Source organism: Cupriavidus oxalaticus, assembly GCF_004768545.1.
GTDB lineage: Bacteria > Pseudomonadota > Gammaproteobacteria > Burkholderiales > Burkholderiaceae > Cupriavidus > Cupriavidus oxalaticus_A.
Window position 1 is genome coordinate 2,409,156 of sequence record NZ_CP038635.1, and the last position, 22,503, is coordinate 2,431,658.

Sequence of the window (22,503 nt, forward strand, 5' to 3'; positions counted from 1 at the left end):
CGTTCGGTGTCCGCGCCATGAGGCGCCGGCGACACCCCAGGAGGCTGTAGACCAATGTATGCAGCCGGGCAGACAGCCCCGGGGCAGTGTATGATTTCGGCCTGTGTTTCACCGCTGCCCACCCCACAAAATGACAGTCATCAAGCAAGAAGACCTCATCCAGAGCGTCGCCGACTCCCTGCAGTACATCAGCTACTACCACCCGATGGACTACATCACCAGCCTGGGCCGCGCCTATGAGCTGGAGCAGAGCCCGGCGGCCAAGGACGCGATCGCACAGATCCTGACCAACAGCCGCATGTGCGCGGAAGGCAAGCGTCCGATCTGCCAGGACACCGGCATCGTCACGGTCTTCGTCAAGGTGGGGATGGACGTGCGCTGGGACGGCGCCACCATGGGCCTGACCGACATGATCAACGAGGGTGTGCGCCGCGGTTACACGCACCCCGACAACGTGCTGCGTGCCTCGATCGTCAGCCCGCCCGAAGGCGGCCGCAAGAACACCAAGGACAACACCCCGGCCGTGATCCACTATGAAGTGGTGCCGGGCAACACCGTCGACATCCAGGTCGCGGCCAAGGGCGGCGGCTCGGAGAACAAGTCCAAGTTCGTGATGCTGAACCCGTCGGACTCGATCGTCGACTGGGTGCTGAAGACCGTGCCGACCATGGGCGCCGGCTGGTGCCCGCCGGGCATGCTGGGCATCGGCATCGGCGGCACCGCCGAGAAGGCGATGGTGATGGCCAAGGAATCGCTGATGGAATCCATCGACATCCAGGACATCATCGCCCGCGGCCCGAAGGACTGGGTCGAGGAACTGCGCGTCGAACTGTACGAGAAGGTCAACGCGCTGGGCATCGGCGCGCAAGGCCTGGGCGGCCTGGCCACCGTGCTGGACGTCAAGATCATGGCCTGCCCGACGCACGCCGCGTCCAAGCCTGTCGCGATGATCCCGAACTGCGCCGCCACCCGCCACGTGCACTTCACGCTGGACGGCAGCGGCCCGGCCAAGCTGGAAGCGCCGGACCTGTCGCAATGGCCGGAGGTCGAGTGGGCACCCAACACCGAGACCTCCAAGCGCGTGGACCTGAACACGCTGACGCCGGAAGAAGTCGCCTCGTGGAAGCCGGGCCAGACCCTGCTGCTCAACGGCAAGATGCTGACCGGCCGAGACGCCGCGCACAAGCGCATCGCCGACATGCTGGCCAAGGGCGAGAAGCTGCCGGTGGACTTCAAGAACCGCGTGATCTACTACGTCGGCCCGGTCGATCCGGTGCGCGACGAGGCGGTCGGCCCGGCCGGCCCCACCACCGCCACGCGCATGGACAAGTTCACCGAGATGATGCTGGCCGAAACCGGCCTGATCTCGATGATCGGCAAGGCTGAGCGCGGCCCGGCGGCAATCGAGGCCATCAAGAAGCACAAGTCGGCCTACCTGATGGCCGTGGGCGGTGCCGCCTACCTGGTGGCCAAGGCGATCAAGGAAGCCAAGGTGGTCGGCTTCGAAGACCTCGGCATGGAAGCCATCTACGAGTTCGACGTCAAGGACATGCCGGTGACGGTCGCCGTGGACAGCGAAGGCACCTCGGTGCACAAGACCGGCCCCGCCGAGTGGCAGGCCAAGATCGGCAAGATTCCGGTCGCCGCGCTGTAAGCATCGCCACGCGAGCGCATCACGCCGAGGCGGTAGAATCTGCCCTAGCACTCGAAAAAGCCGGGTTCCGACCCGGCTTTTTTCTGCCCTCTTCTTTCCAGTCCTTTCCAGTCGTCCTCGCATCCCAGTGAACCCAGCACCCATCGGCATCTTCGATTCCGGCCTTGGCGGCCTGTCCGTGCTGCGCGAGATCCGCGCGCTGCTGCCGCAAGAATCGCTGCTGTACCTCGCCGACTCGAAATATGCGCCTTACGGCGAGAAGCCCGAGACGTTCGTCGAGGCGCGCACGCTGCAGGCGTGCGAATGGCTGCTCGGCCAGGGCTGCAAGGCGCTGGTGATCGCCTGCAACACGGCGACCATGCACGCGGTGCAGACCTTGCGCGAGCGGCTGCCGGTGCCGATCATCGGCGTCGAGCCCGGCCTCAAGCCGGCCGCCGCGGCGAGCCGCAGCAAGGTGGTGGGCGTGCTGGCGACCGCCAACACCCTCAAGAGCGCCAAGTTCGGCCGGCTGCTGACCTCGCTCGAGCACGAAAGCCGCTTTATCTGCGAGGCCGGCCTTGGCCTGGTATCGCTGATCGAGCAAGGCGACCTCGACGGCCCCGCCGTGCGCGAGCGCCTCGATGCCTACCTCACTCCCATGCTCGAAGCCGGCGCGGACACGCTGGTGCTGGGCTGCACGCACTACCCTTTCCTGTCCGGCACGATCCGCGAGATGGTCGGAGACCAACTGGCGCTGGTCGACACCGGCAGCGCCATTGCGCGCCAGCTCGCCCGCAAGCTGGCCGAGCACGGCCTTTGCGCGGACACCGGCGCGCTGCCGCGCGACCGCTTCGTTTCCACCAAGGACGCCGCGCACTTGCGCGCGATGGCAGCAGCGCTGCTGCGGGTGGACGCGGATGCGGAAACGGTGGTGATCGAGCCGGCGCCAGCGTTCTAGCCGGCGCCTGCCCTGCGGCAGGTTATTGCAGGAAGCCCAGCGGCCGGTGCTCCCGCACCTCCGGCTTGATGGCATGTTCCTGGCGCAGCTGCGCCAGGAATTCGTCCGGCGTCAGCGCCTCGCCCAGCAGCACGCACTGGCGCTTGACGGTGGCGAAGTCGCCTGGCGTCAGGCAATCCATCGCATCCAACTCGCGCCGCATGGCATCGGTCAGCAGCGTGGCGTCGCCGCCCAGCGCTTCGTCGACGAACATCGCCGCCCGTTGCTCCGGCCTCAGCGCCAGGAAGCGGATCTTGAACGAGAAGCGCCGCAGCGCGGCCTCGTCAATGCGGTCGAACAGGTTGGTGGTACAGATGAAGATGCCGTTGAAGCGCTCCATGCCCTGCAGCATCTCGTTGACCTCTGAGATCTCGTAGTTGCGCACCGCCTGCTGGCGGCTCTGCATGAAGCTGTCGGCCTCGTCCAGCAACAGCACCGCGCCGTCTTCCTCCGCGCGCGCGAACATGGCCGCGATCTGCTGCTCGGTCTCGCCCACGTACTTGCTCATCAGGTCAGAGGCGCGCCGGATCATCAGCGGCAGGTCCAGCTCGGCGGCGATATGCTCGGCGAGCGCGGTCTTGCCGGTGCCGGGCGGCCCATAGAAGCACAGCGTGCCGCGCTGGCGCACGCGCAGTGCATCGACGATCTTCACCACCTCGTAGCGGGTTTCCAGGTGCAGGTTTTCCAGCCGGTAATGCGTGACCACCGGGCGGGCCTCGGCCTCCGGACGCAGGCCCATGGCGCGGTCGGCATGCTCCAGCTGGCGCAGGATCAGCGCTTCGACCGGTTCCGCCACGTCGGGCCGCGCCAGCTCGACAAAACGCGCCGCCGATTGCACCTGCGCCGGCGTCAGCGTCTTGCGGGCGGCCAGGCCGCTGATGAAGGCATCGCTGACATCGAGCCCACCCAGGTGCTTGCGGATGATGTTCTCGCGCACCAGCGGCGGCGGGATCTTCAGTTCGAGGTGGAACTGGAAGCGGCGCAGGTAGGCCGGGTCGATCTGCCGGATCGAATTGGAAATCCAGATCACCGGCACCGGGTTCTGCTCGAGGGTCTGGTTGACCCACGCCTTGCCGTTGACCGACGCGCGCGTATCTTCCTGGCCGAACAGGCTCATCAGCTCGCGCGCGCTGCCGGGGAAAACGTCCTCCACCTCATCGAACAGCAGCGCGGTATGCGCGCGGCCGCGCAGGAAGGCCTGCGATACCTGCAGCGAGCGGTAGCGGTCCTTGCCCGACAGGCTGTTGCCGTCGCGGTCCAGGCAATCCACCTCGTACAGCTCGCAACCGGCCTCGCGCGCCAGCAGGCGCGCAAATTCAGTCTTGCCGGTGCCGGGCGGGCCGTAGATCAGCACGTTGACGCCGCTGGCGTGCTGGCGCGTGGCGTTGGCGAGCAGCGCGCACAGGTAGCGGGCATCGGTCTCGACATGCGGGTAGTCGGCGACGGTCAGCGTGGGCGGCGCGGCCGGGCGTGTGAACACCGCCATCATCTCGGCCTCGTTGGCGTAATTGCCCAGCAGCACGTGCAGCAGCCGGTCGGACAGGCGCATCAGGTCGCCCAGGTCGGTGACGCTGTTCTCGGGCAGCGGCTGCTCGATCAGGTTCAGCGTTTCCAGCCGCGAGCCCGGTCGCAGCGACGCGGCCACGTCGGCCGCCCCGGCACCGGTCAGGCCGGCCAGGATCTGGAAGGCTTCCTGGCTGTGCGCCACCTTGCAATCGACCATGACCGCGCGCAGGTCGCGCTTGTACTTGGCCAGCGCCGCGTACAGCAGCAGCTTGCGCTCGTGGTCGGGCAGGTCCAGCACGCGGCTGAGCATGTCGATATTGCGCACCAGCAGCACGCGCTCGCCGTCCAGCCGCTGCGCGATGGCGGCGGCCGAGGCGTCGAACACGGCGAACATGTCCTTGGCGTGGTGCTTGACGTACTCGTCGAGGTAATAGAACAGCGCGCTTTCGTCGAAGGCACTGTTCCACTGGCCGTGGCGGTCCAGGAATTCCTCGGGCGTCAGCCGCGCCGCGCCCTTCCACGCGGGCATGTCGGCGCAGCGGGCGGCCAGGAAGCGCTGCACGCGCAGCACCACCCCGTATGGCCACACCATTTCCTGCGCGCTGACGGTCAGCACATCGTTGATATTGCTGCGCAGGTTGAAGCGCGGACCCAATGCGCACACCACGCGCAGGGCAAATTGCGCGCACATCCAGTCCAGCGCGGAGCTGGACGACACCCCGGGCATGGAGCGCAGGAGCGTCGATCGGTCATCTTCAGCGGAACGTGTGAAATCCATGGACGGTTCCCCGAGTTCGCCGTGGCGGGGCCGACCGACCGGCGCACCGCCTCGTCTGCAGTTTCTTCCTATGCTAGCGCGCTTTGCTGCCCACCGCGCGGGGATAGGCAAAGCTGCCACCAGCGACTGTGGCCTGTGCCACCGAAGCTACGGATCCTTGCGGGCGCGCAAACCCGCGCAAGATAGCGCCAACCGCTCCACACGGCTGCCTGATCTGGCGGTATAACTTGCCGCGGCAGAAAATTCCAGTTGCGACGCACAAATCACAACAAATAAGAATCATTATCGTTTATACTAGCGCGCTGACACGCTGCCCCAGAGTGGCGCTCCCACGTCAACCTAGTTGAAGGAGCGTTTATCATGGAATTGCTGCTTAGCCTGCTGGTCGGTTGCGGCATCTCGCTGATCCTGTTTTACCGCAAGTGATGGCGCACGGTCGCTGCTGCTCGTGGCGCTGGTTGTACCGAGCCAGGCCCTCCTGCGCCTGCCGGCAGACTTTTGTTGTTGACACATGTTCGATCAACGCTTCTTCAAGATTACGCTCGCCGTCCTGCTGTTCCACGCCGGCCTGCTCTACCTGATCCAGAGCGGCCTGGGCCGCAAGCTGACCGAGGCGGTGGTCGCCCCCGAGATCGTCGCCCGCATCATCCCGCTCGAACCGCCCAAGCAAGAGGCCCCGCCCGAGCCGCCCAAACCCAAGCCCAAGCAGGAAACGCCGCCGAAGCAGGTCAAGGTGACCACGCCCAAGCCGGCGCCGCAGCCCAAGCCGACTCCGCAGCCGGTGGCCAACCTGCCGCCGACCCCGAGCGCGCCGGAAGCGCCGGCCGCACCGCCTGCGCCGCCCGCACCGCCTGAACCCGCTCCGGCGCCCGTTTCCGCCGCGCCGCGCGCCGTCGGCATCGGTGAAATCCAGTGCACGCCGCCCCAACCGAAGTATCCTTCTCAATCGCGCCGCATGGGCGAGACCGGCAGGACAGTGGTGCGCCTGACCACAGATGAAGGCGGCAAGGTCGTCAAGACTTCCGTGGTGTCGTCGAGCGGCTCGTCGCGCCTGGACCAGGCCGCGGTGGAAGCCGTGCAGGCCATGCGCTGCAAGCCTTACATGGACAACGGCCGTGCCATCGCCGTCACGGCGCAGCAGCCAATCGGCTTCGAACTGAACTGATCACCGATCCGCTACCCGATTTCCGATCATCCGATCTGACCTAAACCAAGCGAACTCACCAGGAACCAACCCATGCAGGACCTCGGACTCTCCCACCTCTGGACGCAAGGCGACTTCGTCATGCGTGCGACCGCCATCATTCTGCTGATCATGTCGCTCGCCTCTTGGATCGTGATCTTCACCAAGGCCTGGGATCTGGTGCGCCTGAAGAAGATGGCGCAAGGCGCGGAAAAGCGCTTCTGGCACTCGGACGACTTCGACCATGCGCTGGAAACCCTGGGCGCCAATGATGCCAACCCGTTCCGCACGCTGGCCATCGCCGGCAAGGAAGCCGCCCAGCACCACCGCGCCAGCCAGCCGCAGCTGCACGACGTGATGGATATCTCCGACTGGCTGACCCGCTCGCTTAAGAGCTCGATCGACGACGCCGTGGCGCACATGCAGTCGGGCCTGGCGGTGCTGGCTTCGGTGGGCTCGACCGCACCGTTCGTCGGCCTGTTCGGCACGGTGTGGGGCATCTACCACGCGCTGATCGGCATCGGCGCCTCGGGCGTTCCGACCATCGACAAGGTCGCCGGCCCGGTGGGCGAGGCCCTGATCATGACCGCCTTCGGCCTGGCCGTGGCAATCCCCGCGGTGCTGGGCTATAACGCACTGACGCGGGGCAACAAGGCGGTGATCTCCAAGCTCAACCGCTTCGCCCACGACCTGCACGCCTACTTCGTGACCGGCGCCCGCGTGCGCCCCACCGGTGCCCGCAGCGAAGACGGCACCGTGCGCCTGGCCGCGGCCCAGCGCTAATCCGCAAGCAAGGAAGTCATCATGGCATTCGGTACTCTCGACGGTGACGACGACGAGGTGATGAGCGAGATCAACATGACGCCGCTGGTCGACGTCATGCTGGTGCTGCTGATCATCTTCATCATCACCATCCCCGTGATCAACCACGCGGTGAAGATCGACCTGCCGCGCGCCACCAACTCCCCGAACGATCCCAAGCCGCAGAACATCAACGTCTCGATCGACGCCAGCGGCAAGGTGTTCTGGAACCAGGTGGAGGTGGACCAGGCCACGCTGGAAAGCAATATTTCGCTGGCCGCGCAGCAGCAGCCGCAGCCTGAGCTGCACCTGCGCGCCGACCGCGAGGTGCGCTACGAGCGCGTGGCCGAAGTCATGGCCGCCGCGCAGCACGGCGGCCTGGGCAAGATCGGCTTTATCACCGAACCCAAGCAATAAGGAGGCGCGCCGGCAGGCGTTGCGCACTGGAAGGGCATCCCGCGGGATGCCCTTTTTCGTTTACTGGCCGCTCGCCGCTGCAGGGCGCTGGACCGGATCGCTGTTTGTCGAATCTTCGATCCATGCTATTGTAATGATAACAATTCGCATTTATGATTCATCCATCGATTGCGCCATCGGTGGCGCACCCCTGATGCCTTTTCCCCTGCGCGCCCATGGCGCCAGGCCGACCCGGAGCCAGATGATGAGCACTCTTTCCCTGCCGCTGTCGCAACCGCGTGAAGTCACCCGCCGCCGCCTGTCGCTGCGCCGTGTCGAGGTGGCCCAGCCGCGCCGCGAGACCGCAGCCGCGAAAGCAGCCCCGTCGACGATCGCATCCATGAAATCGGCCGTAGCCGCCCTGCCCGCCCGGCTGGAAGCGTTGGTGCGCGACAGCCTGTCGTCGGCGCCCGCCGGCGAACCGGTCGCACTTGACGCGATCATGCGCGGCAACAGCACGCTGCCGATCCTGCATAACGGCGAGGTCTACACGCTGCGCGTGACGCGCTATGGCAAGCTGATCCTGACCAAATGACGCATCCTGGCGGCAAGGCCATGCGCTGAAGCCGAAGGGAACTGTTTGAGGGCCGCGTCTGCCGCGGGTGCCACGCAAGTGGCAGTACAGACTTTTGTGGGGACCACCTCGGAACGAGGTGTTGGGCAGTAGCCAGGTGCTGGCGCCGCGGCGGGAATTCCAGACCCCTCGCCATATCGGCCACACCCAGCCATGCCCTCTTTTATTCTGCCCCGCAGGCCCTGGCCTGCGGGGCTCTTTCATGCGCGGCTGGTGCCGCGCAACGGGCCCTGCTATTACAGGCCCAGAGCGGCGATGCCGGCGCGGGCAATCTGCGCGTCTTCGGTCGACTTCACGCCCGAAACGCCGACGGCACCGACCACCTGCTCGTTGGCGACGATAGGCACGCCGCCCTCCAGCATGCCCTGCAACACCGGTGCGGTCATGAACGAATAGCGGCCGTTGTTGATCATGTCTTCGTAGATCTTCGATTCACGACGGCCCAGGGCGGACGTACGGGCCTTTTCCGCGGCGATATGGGCCGAGATCGGCGCGGCGCCGTCCAGGCGCTGCATCGCCAGCATATGGCCACCGTCATCGACCACGACGATGGACACAGCCCAGTGATGGTTCTTCGCTTCGGTTTCCGCCGCGGCCATGATCTTCTTCACATCGTCTGCCGTCAGAACCGTCTTTTGCTGCATGCCACTCTCCTGGTCATTCATTTGGTTGGAGACCGAAGTATACCCCGCACCCCATGCCATCGTCATCGCGCCCACGCGGCAGCGGCGGGCAAGAAAATGGCCCGCACAGGCGGGCCATTCGTCATGCAGACACGGCGGCAATCAAGCGCCGTCGGTGTACGGATCCGGCTTGCCGATGCGGGCACCGTCGGTGTAAGGGTCAGGCTTGCCGATGCGCGCGCCGTCGGTGTACGGGTCGGTCTTGCCGACGCGGGCGCCATCGGTGAACGGATCGACCTTGCCCATGCGGGCGCCGTCCAGGTACGGGTCAGGCTTGCCGGTCGCGGCGAACGAGGCGGTGGACACTGCGCACAGCGCGGCCAGCACGGAGGCGGCGGCAATTGATTGTTTGAGCTTCATGAGATTCCCCTTGCAATTCTGGTCGGTAAGGCACCGCGGCGGACGACTCCTAAAACAAAAAAAGCCGCCGTCATCGCGATGTCATGCCTCTAGTTTAGGGAAAACCCTTAAGACGATAGACGTGACGCTTTGAGCAGTCCGTTCAAATAATTTGATGGGCGTCAAACTAGGGAATCATCCAGGGAACCGGCGCCTGCGGCTCGTGTCGCGATATGCAAGCCAAAAGGAAAGGGCCCCGCAGGGCCCTGTATTCCACAGCGTTTCGGCGCCGGCCGGTCAGTCGTGACGCCAGCGGCCATGACCGCGGTAGCCCGGCGGACCATAGTAACCGTGGTGATGGCCACCATAGTAGCGCGGCGGGCCATAGTAGCGCGGGCCGTAGTAGACCGGGCGCGGACGCACCACCACGGCCGGCGGGCCGTAGTAGACCGGTGCCGGGGCCACCACCACCGGCGGCGCATAGTAGGCCGGAGCGGGCGGATAGTAGGCCGGCGCGCCAACCACGACGCCCGGCACGCCAATCGCGACGCCGACGCTCACATGGGCCATCGCGGCCCCGGATGCCAGCCCGGCTGCGACACCGAATGCTGCGAGCCACCAACGTTTCATATCCGCCTCTCAGAATTTGAGATTTCTCTTACTCGGTATTGTAGAGGGCCTGAATTTTCCAGGTGCAACCGAAGGCACGACATTGTTACTAGCCGTAACAGTGCGTCACTTTTTCCTTCCGCGACGCCATCTGCTTGGCCAAGCAAATTAAAGCCTGCGGCGCGCTTGCATCCGGATTGCGAAGCCACCACAATACCGGGCTTGCCGTGCGGCCGTGGAGAAATTGGTAGACTCAGCAGACTTAAAATCTGCCGCCTTTCCAGGCGTACGGGTTCGAGTCCCGTCGGCCGCACCAGGGCCACCGCAGCGGCAACCTTGCGCCAAATACAAAAGAGGAGGCTCTCGCCCCCTCTTCAGATCCTTCGCGCTGGGTCGTGCTTTACGCCGCTTTACGCCATCATTTAGGCCATCATTTAGGCCATTACGTAGCACATCAGCGCACCGACCCCCATCAGGAACACAAACAGCACCCCGGCCAGTGCCAGCGGCTTGCGTCCGGCGCGCACCAGGTCGCCGATGCGGGTATGCAGGCCGATGGCCAGCATCGCACACGCCAGCAGCCAGTTATCCAGCGCGATCAACGGGGCCTTCCAGGCAGCGGGCACCGTGCCGGCCGAGTTGAGTGCCATTACCGCGACAAAACCCACCGCAAACCACGGCACCGACTTCAGGATCCCGGAGAAGCGGCCCTTGCCGGCAGGTGCCTGGCCTGCCTCGGCCTTGCCTTGCGGCCACAGCGCCATCACCAGCAGTAGCGGCCCCAGCGCCAGCACGCGCACCATCTTGGCCACCACCGCGGCATCGGCGGTCGGCTCGCTGATCATTTTGCCCGCGGCGATCACCTGCGCCACTTCATGCAACGTCGCGCCGGTGAAGATGCCGAACATGCGCTCGCTGACCGACCAGTGCCAATGGCCGTTGGCCAGTTCGAACAGATAGGGATAGAGCAGCATGCCGACGGTGCCGAACAGCACCACCGTGGCGACCGCCACCGCGGTCTGGCGATCGTCGGTGCGTACCACCGACGACACCGCGATGGCCGCGGCCGCGCCGCAGATGGCGCTGCCGGAACTGACCAGGATCGCTTCGCGGCGGCTCAGGCCGAAGAAGGTCGTGCCGACCCAGGTGCCGAACAGCAGCGTGGCGACCAGCATCGTCAGCGGCACCACGATACCCGGCAGGCCCAGCGCGACAATGGACGCGAATGTCAGCCGCAGGCCGTACAGTGCCACGCCAAGCCGCAGCAGGTAATGGCGCGCCACCTGCATCCCGGGTGCCAGCGGCGCCAGCCAGTGCTTCGGCAGCGTATTGGCGGCGACCATGCCGGCGCACATGGCGAGCGTCAGCGCGCTCAGGCCGTAGCGGGCAATCGCCGGATGCTCGGCCAGCGCCAGTGCCAGCCAGGCAATGCCGCCCAGCGGCACCAGCGTCAGCAGGCGCTGTGACCAGGGCGGGGAAGCCGCTGCCGGCGTGACGACTGCGGTGCGGGGGGCGCTGCTGGAAGTGGCGGAAGACATGGCAGTTCACTTGTTATGTAGTGACTCCAGCGTACTGGCCCGCCCCTAACCCGTAAAACGGGTAATATCGTTATGCGTTATCTATTCTTTCGATATGGAATCCCGTCCAGAGCCCCGCCCCGAGCAACGCCCCCTGCGCCTCACGCTGCGCCAGCTGTCCGTCTTCGTCGCCGTGGCCCAGCACGGCAGCACCATGGCAGCCGCGCAGGCGCTGGCGATGTCGCAGTCAGCGGTCAGCGCTTCACTGGCAGAGCTCGAACGTGCGCTGGACAGCCCGCTGTTCGATCGCATCGCACGCCGGCTCAGCATCAACGAGACCGGCCGCCAGTTCTTCCCGCGCGCGCTGGCGCTGCTGGACCAGGCGCATGAGCTGGAGCGCTTTGCCACACAGACCGGGGTGCAGTTGCGCATCGCGGCCAGCAATACCATCGGCAGCTATATCCTGCCGCCGCTGCTGGCGGGATTCCGTCATTCGCGCAGCGGGCCCTGCACGCTGGACCTGCGCATCGGCAACACCCGCGAAGTGCTGCAGTCGCTGCTGCAGTTCGAAGCCGACATCGGCCTGGTGGAAGGCGCCAGCCACGAGCGCGACCTGCGCAGCATGCACTGGTGCGATGACGAGATGGTGGTGGTGGTTGGCCCGTCGCATCCGCTGGCGCTCACGCCGAACGACCTGGTGGCACTGCGCGACGCCGAATGGATCGTGCGCGAACCGGGCTCGGGCACGCGCGAGGTGATCGAGGAACGCCTGGTGCCGTTGCTGGGCGAACTGCGCTTCGCGCTGGAACTGGGCAACGCCGAAGCAATCAAGCGCGCGGTGATGAGCGGCTTCGGCGTCAGTTGCCTGTCGTTGTACGTGGTGCGCGACGAACTCGCGCAAGGCACGCTGGTGGCGATCCGCGAAGGCTTGCCGCGCATCGTGCGGCCGCTGCAACTGGTCGTGCACCAGGACAAGTTCCCGACGCAAGGCCTGCTGGCCTTCACCGAATACCTGCGCACCATGGCGCCGCGTATCGGCGCGTGACGCCTCCTGCGGGCCGCCTGAGCGCGGACAGCTATGCCGCCTGCGGCTCGCTGCGCTTGCTGCGCGCGGTGTACAGGTCGAGCAGGTGGAACAGCACCGGATTGAGCATGATCGACAGCAGCGCACCCGCCAGGATCAATGCCTGGCCGCGCTCGGGCAGGATGTTCAGGTACACGCCCAGGCTCGCCAGGATGAAGGAGAACTCGCCGATCTGCGCCAGGCTGACGGCAATCGTCATGCCGGTCTGCCCGGAGTGCCCGAACACCCGTACGATGCCCATCGCCGCCAGCGATTTGCCGACCACGATGATAAACAGCGTCGACAGCACGCCCCATGGGTCGTTGACCAGCACCATGGGATCGAACAGCATGCCGACCGAGACGAAGAACAGCACCGAAAAGGCATCGCGCAGCGGCAACGATTCTTCGGCCGCGCGATGGCTGAATTCAGATTCGGCCAGCACCATGCCGGCAAAGAAGGCCCCCAGTGCGAAGGACACGCCAAATAGTGAATACGCGCCATAGGCAACGCCCAGCGCGGTCGCCAGCACGCCCAGGCGGAACATCTCGCGATTGCCGGTCCAGACGATGCGCTCGAGCATCCACGGAATAAAGCGGCGCCCGATCACCAGCATGACCGCGACAAAGGCGGCGACCTTGCCCAGCGTCGAGAGCACCGCCAGCAGGACGTCGCCGGTGCCCGGACTGCCTTCGGCGCCGGCGTCCGCGGCGCCGGCAAGCAGACCCGCCATCGCTGGCAACAGCACCAGCGCCAGCACCATGGCCAGGTCTTCAACGATCAGCCAGCCTACTGCGATCCGCCCCTGGGGCGATTCCACCAGGTCGCGCTCCTGCAGCGCCTTGAGCAGGACCACGGTACTGGCCACCGACAGCGCCAGGCCGTACACCAGCCCCTGCCCCCACGACCAGCCGAAACCCCACGCCACCAGCATGCCGAGGAAGGTCGCGATACCGATCTGCACGACCGCCCCGGGGATCGCGATGCGCTTCACCGCCATCAGGTCCTTGATCGAGAAATGCAGCCCGACGCCGAACATCAGCAGAATCACGCCGAGTTCGGCAAGCTCCGGCGCGAGCGCCTGGTCGGCCGTGTAGCCCGGCGTATGCGGTCCCACCACGATCCCCGCGCACAGGTAGCCGATCAGCGGCGGCAGCCGCAGCTTGCTGGCGATAGCGCCAAGGACGAAGGCCAGGACGATACCACCGACGATGGTGCTGATGAGCGGGGTGGCGTGATGCATGCGCGCGGGGTTCCTCGTGTCAGGGGCTGGACGGCGATGGCTGGATTCCACCCGCCCTCCCCGCGCGCCACGATGCCATGACCCACCATGCGGCGCGCACCAGCGGTCGGCGCGGCACGATGGCAGCCTCGTAACGGGACAAGCAGGGAAAGAACGGGAAGTGCCGCAGCGGCCCCGGACACGCTGGAGGCGCATCACGGATCGGGAATGGCGTATGACATGCTGCGCCGCGATCCATCGCGCGGCGCACCCGGAAAAGCGTACGACAGGAGTAATGTAACATGCCCGCCGCGCGCTCAAAGCGCAGAAATGCGAGGCAATTCGCGGCGCGGGGCGGCTGCGCGAGGCTGGGCGAACGAGCGCTAAACATGCGCAAAGCAAAAACGGCGCCCTTGGGCGCCGTTTTTGCTTTGCAACTGGAGGCGGAGGTCGGAATCGAACCGGCGTACACGGCTTTGCAGGCCGCTGCATAACCACTCTGCCACCCCGCCAGGTGACGTGATGCTGGATTGTAGCCGCATTCAGCCGATGCTGCCGGCTGGCCTGCCACGGCAATTCAACCCAAACAAAAAGGGAAGCGTTGCTTCCCTTTGGGGATTGGAGCGGGAGACGAGTCTCGAACTCGCGACCTCAACCTTGGCAAGGTTGCGCTCTACCAACTGAGCTACTCCCGCGTACAACTTTTTGCTGCCGGCCCGGCCAGTGCCATGCACGTTGCCGAACCCTTCGATAACCTGGAGCGGGAGACGAGTCTCGAACTCGCGACCTCAACCTTGGCAAGGTTGCGCTCTACCAACTGAGCTACTCCCGCAGGGTACTGCTTCAAAACCTTCTAAGGCATTTTATTTCGCAATTTAGCACTATCACACAACATCTTGCGCCAAACCCGCCTTATCTCGCTGCTTTCGTTTGCGTCGTCAGCAACGAGAATGAGATTATGCAAAAAGCTCTTCTCTGCGTCAACACCTTTTTGGAATTTCTTTTCACTTCCGGGCGCCGGCACCCGCCACGACACTGCTGCGCTCCCGGATCTGCGGCCAGGCTAGCTTCATGTAATAGATCATCGACCACAGCGTCAGCACCGCGGCCAGGTAGATCATCCACGTGCCCAGCACATAGGCGTCGAAGCCGAACAGCTGACCGCTGAACAGCAGCAGCGGGATCGCGATCATCTGCACTGTGGTCTTCAGCTTGCCGAGGAAGTTCACTGCCACGCTCTTGGACGCGCCGATCTGCGCCATCCACTCGCGCAGCGCCGAGATCGTGATCTCGCGGCCGATGATGACCAGCGCGATCAGGTCGGTGACCCGATCCAGCGCCAGCAGCGACAGCAGCGCAGCCGTCACCATCAGCTTGTCGGCGACCGGGTCCAGGAATGCGCCGAACGACGAGGTCTGGTTCCAGCGCCGCGCCAGGAAGCCGTCGAGCCAGTCCGTCACCGCGGCGATGATAAAGAACGCCGCCGCCGTCAGGTTCTTGGTGTGCATGGGAAGCCATGCGTCGGGCAGGTAGAACACGCCCACCACCAGGGGAATCATGGCGACACGAAGCCAGGTCAGCAGGATCGGAATATTGAAAGGCATGGAACTCGGGCGGCGGGGGAACGTGACCAATCCCGGGATTGTCGCCGATTTCGGGACCAATCGACCATCATTGGTCATTTTCCTGCCCGCGCCGGCAACTGCCGCGGGTCAATGCAGCTGCCGGTAGATCTCCTCGGCCAGCCCGCGCGAGATGCCCTCGACGCTGGCCAGCTCGTCGATACTGGCGGCCATCACGCCGCGCAGGCCGCCGAAACGGGTCAGCAGCTTCTGCCGCCGGCGTGCGCCCACGCCTTCGATCTCTTCCAGCCGCGAGGTCGTGCGCGCCTTGGCCCGGCGCGCGCGCATGCCGGTGATGGCGAAGCGGTGGGCCTCGTCGCGGATCTGCGCCACCAGCATCAGCGCCGCGCTGCCCTGCCCCAGCTCCAGCGACGGCCGGCCGTCGGCGAACACCAGCGTCTCCAGGCCGACCTTGCGCCCTTCGCCCTTGGCCACGCCGACCAGCAAGCCGATATCCAGCCCCAGCTCCTCGAATACCTGGCGCGCCACCTCGACCTGGCCCTTGCCGCCGTCGATCAGCACGATCTGCGGCAGCAGCGCGGCGGACTCACCGCCGGCCTGCCCGCCGCCGTCTTCCTGCATCTGCTCGACCAGCTTCTGGTAGCGGCGCGTAAGCACCTGGCGCATGGCGGCATAGTCGTCGCCGGGGATGATGTCCTGGATGTTGTATCGGCGGTATTCGCTGTTCTGCATGTCATGGTGGTGGTACACCACGCACGACGCCTGCGTCGCCTCGCCGGCGGTATGGCTGATATCGAAGCACTCCACCCGCAGCAGCGCCAGGTCTTCCAGGTCCAGGCCGATGGTTTCCGCCAGCGCGCGCGTACGCCCCTCCTGGCTGCCCTGCTCGGCCAGCCGGCGCGACAGCGCCAGCGCCGCGCCCTGCTGCGCCATCTCCAGCCACACCTTGCGCTGGCCCTGCGGCTGGCGCACCAGCGTCACCTTGCGGCCGGCGTGCAGCGACAGCGCCTCCAACACCGCGCCGTCGTCCGGCATATGGCTGACGACGATGATGGGGGGTGCGGATTGCTCCAGGTAGTGCTGCACCATGAAGGCGGACAACACCCGGGCGGCGATGCGCTCGACGGTGAGCGGTAGTGCAGCCTCGGCGGCGCCGGCTTCGTCCAGCGTGTCGCGCTGGTCGGCATCCTCGACGATCATCGCGGCCTCGTCGGCATGGGCCGGGAAATAGGCCTTGTCGCCGAGATGCCGCCCGCCGCGCACCATGGCCAGGTTGACGCAGGCGCGCCCGCCTTCCACCGCCACGGCCAGCACGTCGATATCGCGCGCCTGCCCGCCCACTTCCTCCACCGCCTGGCGCTTGAGCACGGTCGACAGCGCCGCGATCTGGTCCCGCACCGCGGCGGCCTGCTCGAACTCGAGCCGCTCGGCATGCTGCTCCATCTTGCCCTGCAGGCCTTCCAGCACTTCGGTCTGGCGGCCCTGCAGGAAGCGCGCCGCGTTGGCCACGTCACGCGCGTAGCTCTCTTCGCTGATGGCGTTGACGCACGGGCCCGTGCAGCGATGGATCTGGTGCAGCAGGCAAGGCCGGGTGCGGTTGTTGAAGACGGTGTCCTCGCAAGTGCGCAGCTGGAACACCTTCTGCAGGATCTGCATGCTCTCGCGCACCGCATAGGCGCTCGGGAACGGGCCGAAGTACTGGTGCTTGCGGTCGGTGGCGCCGCGGTAGTACGCCATGCGCGGGAAGCGGTGCCCGGTCAGCTTCAGGAACGGGTACGACTTGTCGTCGCGGAACAGGATGTTGTAGCGCGGCGCCAGCGCCTTGATCAGGTTGTTCTCGAGCAGCAACGCCTCGGCCTCGGTGCGCACCACCGTGGTCTCGATACGGGCGATGCGCGCGACCATCATCGCGATGCGCGGCGACAGCTGGGTCTTGGTGAAATAGCTCGAGACCCGCCTCTTCAGGTCGCGCGCCTTGCCGACATACAGCACATTGCCGGCGGCATCGAAATAGCGGTACACGCCGGGCAGGCCCGGCAGGCGCGAGATGACCGGCTTGGGGTCGAAGGGCTCCGGCGGCAATTCGCCCGGAGCGCCCGGAGCTTCGGCGGCGATCTCGGGCTGCACGTCAGCCGGAACGTCGGCCGGCGTTTCGGCCGCCACATCGGCCTCGGGTTTCGGTGAATCGGATTGCTGGTCGGACATTGGGGGACGGTGACCGCTACACGGCTCGCGCGCAACAAAGTGACGCGGCCTCTAAAATCGCAAGTTTAGAGCAATTCAGCGCGCGTCCCGCCCGCGCGCGCCTTTACCCGCCATGCCTATCCGCTCCTGGGACATCTTCTGCACCGTGATCGACAATTTCGGCGACATCGGCGTCTGCTGGCGGCTGGCCCGCCAGCTCGCGCAGGAGCACGGGCACGCGGTGCGGCTATGGGTCGATGACCTGGCGAGCTTCGCGCGGCTGGCGCCTGAACTCGATACCGGCGCCACCGTGCAGCGCCTGGCGGGCGTGGAAATTCGTCCGTGGCGGCCGGCAGGCCCGGGTGATGATAGCGACGTGGATGACACCGCCGGGGTGGCGCCACACGATGCCGTCATCGAAGCCTTCGCCTGCGAAGTGCCGCAAGCCTTCCTGGCCCGCATGGCCGCGCGCGACCCCAAGCCCGCCTGGATCAACCTGGAATACATGAGCGCCGAACAGTGGGTGAGGGAGCATCATGCGATGCCCTCGCCCCATCCGCGGCTGCCGCTGGTAAAGCACTTCTTCTTCCCCGGCTTCGAGCCCGGCACCGGCGGCCTGTTGCGGGAATCGATGCTGGGCGCGCAGCGCGCCGCCTTCCTTGGCGGAACAGCCGCCCAGGCTGCCTTGTGGCATCGGCTGAGCGTGACGCCCCGGCCCGACGCGCTGCGGGTGAGCCTGTTTGCCTACCGCAACCCGGCCCTGCCCGCGCTGCTGGAGCAATGGCGCGAAGGCGCCGAGACGGTCCATTGCCTGGTGCCCGCCGGCCTGGCTGCGGACCAGGTCGCCGAATGGCTGGGCGCGCCGCTGCGGATCGGCGACCCGGTGGAACGTGGCAGCCTGTGCGTGCAGCTGATCCCATTCGTACGCCAGGAGCACTTCGACGAACTGCTGTGGGCCTGCGACCTGAACTTCGTGCGGGGCGAGGACTCTTTCGTCCGCGCGCAGTGGGCAGCGCGGCCACTGGTCTGGCATATCTACCCGCAGGACGATGCGGCACACGAGGTCAAGCTCGATGCCTGGCTCGACCTGTTCCGCCAAAGCGGGATGGCACCCGACGCCGCCGCTGCATTAACCGATTTTTGGCACGCGTGGAACGGCTATGGCGTTCCCGTCGACTGGCCACGCCTGCGAGCGCATCTGGAGGCACTTGCCGCAACCGCGCCGCGCTGGGAGCGGCGCTTGCAGCATCCCGGAGATCTTGCCGCCAACCTGGTGGCGTTTTGCGAAAATCAGGTAAAATAACCGGTTGATTCAAATGGCGACCGGGCCGGAGAACCGGGTCCTCTCCCATGCGTCGAACGCGGGGGCTGAAGACCTGAATGCAAGCTGAGCACGGGGTCGCGAGCGCGTGGATACCGGCTTCGGCGGCTTTCGGTGGAGCATTTGCCCGACCGCAGCGGTAATGCCGGCAGCGCGCCTTCGCCATTCCAGATTCCTACTTTCTTATTCAGGAAAACAGTTCAGATGAAAATCGCACAGGAACTCCGCGTCGGTAACGTGTTCATGATCGGCGGCGATCCGATGGTCGTGCAGAAGGCCGAGTACAACAAGTCGGGCCGCAACGCAGCCGTGGTCAAGATGAAGTACAAGAACCTGCTGACCGACGCCCCGGGCGAGTCGGTGTTCAAGGCCGACGACAAGTTCGAAGTCGTGGTGCTGGAGCGCCGCGAGTGCACCTACTCGTACTTCGCCGACCCGATGTACGTGTTCATGGACGCCGACTACAACCAGTACGAAGTCGAGCAGGACAGCATGGGTGACTCGCTGAACTACCTCGAAGACGGCATGAACGTCGAAGTCGTGTTCTACAACGACAAGGCCATCTCGGTCGAAATGCCGACCACGCTGGTCCGCGAAATCGTCTACACCGAGCCGGCCGTCAAGGGCGACACCTCGTCGGGCAAGGTGCTCAAGGGCGCCAAGATCAACACCGGTTTCGAACTGCAAGTCCCGCTGTTCTGCAACATCGGCGACAAGATCGAAATCGACACCCGTACCGGCGAATACCGCAGCCGCGCCAACTAAGGCGCGCGCAAGGTCCCGGCTCGCACAGCGGGACCGGCAAGGAAAAAGGCAGCCTCGGCTGCCTTTTCTGTTTTTGTACGCCCGCGGATCAGGCGATCAGCTCGTACTCGCGCAGCGTGCGCAGCGCAGCGCGGTATTCGCCTTCGCCCTGCAGCTTGTTCCAGTCCATCGGCTTGCGGCGCGGGAACAGCTTGCGGACGCGGCGCTGCGAGGCCTTGTCGATGCCTGTGTCGAGTTCGGTCAGCAACTGGTCGGCGCGATCCGGGTGGTTGCAGATCAGCACCATGTCGCAGCCTGCCGCCAGCGCGGCGCGCGCGGCCTCGGTCACGTTGCCGGCCACGCTGGCGCCCTCCATGCTGAGGTCGTCGCTGAAAATCACGCCTTCGAAGCCCAGTTGCGCGCGCAGCACGTCCTGCAGCCAGTAGCGCGAGAAGCCGGCCGGATTCGGGTCGACCTTGGGATAGATCACGTGCGCCGGCATCACCGACGACAGGCCCAGGCCCAGCCATTCATACGGACGCGCGTCCTGTTCGAGGATCTCGTCCAGCGTACGTTCGTCGACCGGGATCGCCACGTGCGAGTCGGCTTCGACATAGCCGTGGCCGGGAAAGTGCTTGCCGCAGTTGCTCATGCCGGCCAGCAGCAGGCCGTGGTTGAGGTGGCCGGACAGCATCGTCACCACGCGCGGGTCGGCATGAAAGGCGCGGTCGCCGATCACGGCACTGCGCCCGTAGTCGAGGTCCAGCACCGGCGTGAAGCTGAAATCGATGTCGCAGGCGCGCAGCTCGGCCGCCAGCACATAGCCGCATGCCACCGCGGCGCGCGTGGCCGCCAGCACATCGCGGTCCCACAGCTCGCCCAGCCGATGCATCGCCGGCAGGTGGGTAAAGCCGTCGGTCTTGCAACGCTGCACACGGCCGCCTTCATGGTCGATGCAGATCAGCACGTCGTCGCGCACCGCGCGGATCGCGCGCGTCAGCGCCTGCAGCTGCGCGCGCGATTCGAAATTGCGCGCGAATAGGATCACGCCGCCGGTCAGCGGATGCGCGATGCGGCGCGCATCGTCGGTATCGAGCTGCTTGCCGACGACGTCGAGGACCACCGGGCCCGGCCGCTTGCCGGAGTTCTTCTTGGACATGGAAGTGGTTGGATTCACAAGGCTTTGGTTTGAGGAGCCGCCCCGCCGGTGCGCTCGGCAATGGCGAAGGCGACCGCATAGTCATGTTCGTCACTGACACTGACCCGCACGGTGAGACCGCGTTCCGCAAGCCATGCCGCCAGTTCGCCGTGGCATACCGGCGCAGGCTCGCCCGAAGGCAGGTTCATCAGCTCCATCGCGCGCCACGTCATCGGCCAGCGCATGCCCAGGCCGATCGCCTTGGAAAAGGCTTCCTTGGCGGCAAAGCGCGTGGACAGGAAGGCGAGTCCGCGCTTCTCGGAACGCGCCTTGCGCGCGTGGTACTTGGCCAGCTCGTTGGGTCCCAGCACCTTTTCCGCGAAGCGGCCGTGGGTGCGTTCCATCACGCCCTGCACGCGGGCGATCTGGATGATGTCGGTGCCGACGCCGTAGATCACGCCGGCGCGCCCGCGATGGGATAGCGCGTGCCCAGGCGCGCGGCCACCATGATGGCCTTCATCTCGCGCACCGCGTTCTGCCAGCCGACGAACACCGCATGCGCGACGATGGCATGGCCGATGTTCAGCTCCTTGATGCCGGGCAGCGCCGCGATGGGCTGGACATTGGTGTAGTGCAGGCCGTGTCCGGCGTTGACCACCAGCCCATGCTTCAGGCCTGCGTCGACACCCTCGGCGATGCGGCGGAATTCCGCCGCCTGCTGGTCGGGCGCATGCGCATCGGCATAAGCGCCGGTATGCAGCTCGATCACCGGCGCGCCACACGCGGCCGCGGCGGCGATCTGGTCGGGATCGGCATCGATGAACAGCGACACACGGATGCCGGCGCCGGCCAGCTGCGCGCAGGCGGCCTTGACCTGCTCGAAGCGCCCGGCCACGTCGAGGCCGCCTTCGGTGGTCACTTCTTCGCGGCGCTCGGGCACCAGGCACACGTCCTGCGGGCGGATCTCGCAGGCGATATCGAGCATCTCCTGCGTGATCGCGCATTCGAGGTTCATGCGCGTGGCCAGTTGTGGGCGCAGCGCGCGCACGTCGGCGTCGCGGATATGGCGACGGTCTTCGCGCAGGTGCAGCGTGATCAGGTCCGCGCCGGCTTCCTCGGCCTGCAGCGCAGCCTGGATGGGGTCGGGATACACGGTGCCGCGCGCGTTGCGCAGCGTGGCGACGTGGTCGATATTGACGCCAAGGTCGATGACGCCCGGATTTGCGTGGAAGATCATGCGAGCAGGAGAGATTCGGATTGGAATGATTCGGTCACAGATACTGCAGGTCGATCAGTATCTGGCGCGTTTTCAGCGGTTCGCCTTGCAGATAATAATGCAGCAGGAAGCGCATCAGCGCCCGGCTTTGCGCCGCGGTCTGCGCGCGGCTGTAATCGTCCTGTGCCATGTCGAGCAGCGTCTGGCCCGACACCACCGGCCAGGACGAAGGGTCGCTCGGCTGGGCGCGGCGCACGCCGCGCTCGGGCTGGTAGACATAGTCGAGCCCCGGCTGCACGCGCTCGCCGGTGCTCAGGCACTGGTCGAAGGCCACGGCGAAGCCGGTGTCCTGCAGCAGCACACGCTCGAAGCTGCGCAGCACCAGCCCGGCGGGCTCGCCATGCGCCAGCCGCGTAAGCGTGGCCAGGTAATGGCGGAACAGCACGGGGTACGCATCTTCGCGCGGGCAGAAGCGCATCACCAGTTCGTTGAGATAGAACGCGGACAGCAGCGCATCGCCAGCCAGCGGCGGCATGCCGCCGACCCATTCGGCCTTGGTCAGCGTCTTGACCTCGCCGCGGCCGCTCCACGACACCGACACCGGATGGAAATGCTGCAGCACCGCGCGCAACGCCGAATGCGGGCGCTTGGCGCCCTTGGCCACCATCGAGATGCGGCCATGGTCGCGCGTGAAGACATCGAGGATCAGGCTGGTCTCGCGATACGGCCAGGCATGCAGCACAAAGCCCGGCTCGTCGGCGACGCGCGATTCGGGCCGTGCCGGCACGATGCGCATGGCGCGGTCCATCATGGCGCGTGCCGCCGCCACATCGCCAACACCAGCCATGCCGGGCAGCGCCTTGCTGTCGAGCAGTTCGGCCGCCTCGTCCACCACCGGATCGGCGCGGCGGGCGCGGGGCGCCGGCGCGCGCGCGATGTCAGCCGTCTTGCTCAAG

The 22,503-nt window shown here is 66.1% G+C and carries 21 protein-coding genes and 4 tRNA genes; 10 read left to right on the plus strand and 15 right to left on the minus strand.

What is annotated here, in order from left to right; genetic code table 11:
- Positions 1–130 precede the first annotated feature (130 nt).
- Together E0W60_RS21980 and murI are read left to right on the plus strand one after the other, a co-directional pair.
- Positions 131–1,654, plus strand: coding sequence for a fumarate hydratase (locus E0W60_RS21980; RefSeq protein ID WP_133095559.1), 1,524 nt, complete (start codon positions 131–133; stop codon positions 1,652–1,654).
- A 127-nt stretch (positions 1,655–1,781) separates the two neighbouring features.
- Positions 1,782–2,591 carry a glutamate racemase gene (gene murI, locus E0W60_RS21985; protein WP_135705554.1) on the plus strand — a complete coding sequence of 270 codons (810 nt, stop codon included), beginning with the start codon at positions 1,782–1,784 and terminating at the stop codon, positions 2,589–2,591.
- Positions 2,592–2,613: 22 nt separating this feature from the next.
- On the opposite strand, the gene E0W60_RS21990 is transcribed toward murI, so the two are convergent.
- Positions 2,614–4,914, minus strand: a complete 2,301-nt coding sequence (locus E0W60_RS21990; protein WP_135705555.1) for an AAA family ATPase — start codon at positions 4,912–4,914, stop codon at positions 2,614–2,616.
- Between the two features lie 511 nt (positions 4,915–5,425).
- On the opposite strand from E0W60_RS21990, the gene E0W60_RS21995 reads away from it, so the two are divergent.
- The 4 genes from E0W60_RS21995 (at position 5,426) to E0W60_RS22010 (ending at position 7,889) form a co-directional block, all read left to right on the plus strand.
- The gene (locus E0W60_RS21995; RefSeq protein WP_135705556.1) at positions 5,426–6,079 is read left to right on the plus strand and encodes an energy transducer TonB; all 654 of its coding nucleotides are present in this window, start codon (positions 5,426–5,428) and stop codon (positions 6,077–6,079) included.
- A 72-nt stretch (positions 6,080–6,151) separates the two neighbouring features.
- Positions 6,152–6,880, plus strand: a complete 729-nt coding sequence (locus tag E0W60_RS22000; RefSeq protein WP_133095555.1) for a MotA/TolQ/ExbB proton channel family protein — start codon at positions 6,152–6,154, stop codon at positions 6,878–6,880.
- A gap of 21 nt (positions 6,881–6,901) precedes the next feature.
- Positions 6,902–7,315 (plus strand): ExbD/TolR family protein, encoded by a 414-nt coding sequence (locus tag E0W60_RS22005; protein ID WP_133095554.1) that lies wholly within the window; start codon positions 6,902–6,904, stop codon positions 7,313–7,315.
- Between the two features lie 244 nt (positions 7,316–7,559).
- Positions 7,560–7,889: a hemin uptake protein HemP gene (locus E0W60_RS22010; RefSeq protein ID WP_133095563.1), complete on the plus strand. Its 330-nt coding sequence runs from the start codon at positions 7,560–7,562 to the stop codon at positions 7,887–7,889.
- 275 nt (positions 7,890–8,164) lie between these two features.
- On the opposite strand, the gene E0W60_RS22015 is transcribed toward E0W60_RS22010, so the two are convergent.
- The 3 genes from E0W60_RS22015 to E0W60_RS22025 form a co-directional block, all read right to left on the minus strand.
- Positions 8,165–8,572 (minus strand): heme-binding protein, encoded by a 408-nt coding sequence (locus E0W60_RS22015; protein WP_133095553.1) that lies wholly within the window; start codon positions 8,570–8,572, stop codon positions 8,165–8,167.
- A gap of 141 nt (positions 8,573–8,713) precedes the next feature.
- Positions 8,714–8,971 carry a hypothetical protein gene (locus tag E0W60_RS22020; RefSeq protein WP_133095552.1) on the minus strand — a complete coding sequence of 86 codons (258 nt, stop codon included), beginning with the start codon at positions 8,969–8,971 and terminating at the stop codon, positions 8,714–8,716.
- A gap of 276 nt (positions 8,972–9,247) precedes the next feature.
- The gene (locus E0W60_RS22025) at positions 9,248–9,580 is read right to left on the minus strand and encodes a hypothetical protein (RefSeq protein ID WP_133095551.1); all 333 of its coding nucleotides are present in this window, start codon (positions 9,578–9,580) and stop codon (positions 9,248–9,250) included.
- 208 nt (positions 9,581–9,788) lie between these two features.
- Here E0W60_RS22025 and E0W60_RS22030 point away from each other — a divergent pair.
- A tRNA-Leu gene (locus E0W60_RS22030) sits at positions 9,789–9,875 on the plus strand.
- 118 nt (positions 9,876–9,993) lie between these two features.
- On the opposite strand, the gene E0W60_RS22035 is transcribed toward E0W60_RS22030, so the two are convergent.
- Positions 9,994–11,097: a YeiH family protein gene (locus tag E0W60_RS22035; protein WP_135705557.1), complete on the minus strand. Its 1,104-nt coding sequence runs from the start codon at positions 11,095–11,097 to the stop codon at positions 9,994–9,996.
- 94 nt (positions 11,098–11,191) lie between these two features.
- Here E0W60_RS22035 and E0W60_RS22040 point away from each other — a divergent pair, with 94 nt between their 5' ends.
- On the plus strand, positions 11,192–12,121 hold the full coding sequence (locus E0W60_RS22040; protein ID WP_133095549.1) for a LysR family transcriptional regulator: 930 nt from the start codon (positions 11,192–11,194) through the stop codon (positions 12,119–12,121).
- 31 nt (positions 12,122–12,152) lie between these two features.
- Here E0W60_RS22040 and E0W60_RS22045 read toward each other — a convergent pair whose 3' ends face one another.
- From E0W60_RS22045 to uvrC, 6 genes are all read right to left on the minus strand, one after another.
- Entirely contained in the window at positions 12,153–13,382 is a 1,230-nt protein-coding gene (locus E0W60_RS22045; RefSeq protein ID WP_133095548.1) for a cation:proton antiporter, read from the minus strand.
- A 417-nt stretch (positions 13,383–13,799) separates the two neighbouring features.
- Positions 13,800–13,873, minus strand: a tRNA-Cys gene (locus E0W60_RS22050).
- A gap of 107 nt (positions 13,874–13,980) precedes the next feature.
- A tRNA-Gly gene (locus E0W60_RS22055) sits at positions 13,981–14,056 on the minus strand.
- A gap of 61 nt (positions 14,057–14,117) precedes the next feature.
- A tRNA-Gly gene (locus E0W60_RS22060) sits at positions 14,118–14,193 on the minus strand.
- A 172-nt stretch (positions 14,194–14,365) separates the two neighbouring features.
- A complete protein-coding gene (gene pgsA, locus E0W60_RS22065; RefSeq protein ID WP_133095547.1) occupies positions 14,366–14,965 on the minus strand; it encodes a CDP-diacylglycerol--glycerol-3-phosphate 3-phosphatidyltransferase in 600 nt (199 codons plus the stop codon).
- Positions 14,966–15,073: 108 nt separating this feature from the next.
- The gene (gene uvrC / locus E0W60_RS22070) at positions 15,074–17,149 is read right to left on the minus strand and encodes an excinuclease ABC subunit UvrC (protein WP_135705558.1); all 2,076 of its coding nucleotides are present in this window, start codon (positions 17,147–17,149) and stop codon (positions 15,074–15,076) included.
- 112 nt (positions 17,150–17,261) lie between these two features.
- Here uvrC and earP point away from each other — a divergent pair, with 112 nt between their 5' ends.
- Positions 17,262–18,431: an elongation factor P maturation arginine rhamnosyltransferase EarP gene (gene earP, locus E0W60_RS22075; RefSeq protein WP_135705559.1), complete on the plus strand. Its 1,170-nt coding sequence runs from the start codon at positions 17,262–17,264 to the stop codon at positions 18,429–18,431.
- A 222-nt stretch (positions 18,432–18,653) separates the two neighbouring features.
- Complete coding sequence (gene efp, locus E0W60_RS22080; RefSeq protein ID WP_133095544.1) at positions 18,654–19,214, plus strand: elongation factor P; 561 nt, start codon at positions 18,654–18,656, stop codon at positions 19,212–19,214.
- An 88-nt stretch (positions 19,215–19,302) separates the two neighbouring features.
- Here efp and nagZ read toward each other — a convergent pair whose 3' ends face one another.
- Genes nagZ through recO form a run of 4 tightly spaced genes read right to left on the minus strand, consistent with a single transcriptional unit; the run spans position 19,303 to position 22,502 of the window.
- Positions 19,303–20,352: a beta-N-acetylhexosaminidase gene (nagZ, locus tag E0W60_RS22085; RefSeq protein WP_135705560.1), complete on the minus strand. Its 1,050-nt coding sequence runs from the start codon at positions 20,350–20,352 to the stop codon at positions 19,303–19,305.
- A gap of 14 nt (positions 20,353–20,366) precedes the next feature.
- Positions 20,367–20,789: a holo-ACP synthase gene (gene acpS / locus E0W60_RS22090; RefSeq protein ID WP_133095542.1), complete on the minus strand. Its 423-nt coding sequence runs from the start codon at positions 20,787–20,789 to the stop codon at positions 20,367–20,369.
- On the minus strand, positions 20,786–21,568 hold the full coding sequence (pdxJ, locus tag E0W60_RS22095; RefSeq protein WP_135705561.1) for a pyridoxine 5'-phosphate synthase: 783 nt from the start codon (positions 21,566–21,568) through the stop codon (positions 20,786–20,788). Before pdxJ ends, acpS begins: the two co-directional genes overlap by 4 nt.
- Before the next feature lie 34 nt (positions 21,569–21,602).
- A complete protein-coding gene (recO, locus tag E0W60_RS22100) occupies positions 21,603–22,502 on the minus strand; it encodes a DNA repair protein RecO (protein WP_135705562.1) in 900 nt (299 codons plus the stop codon).
- Between the last annotated feature and the right edge of the window lies 1 nt (position 22,503).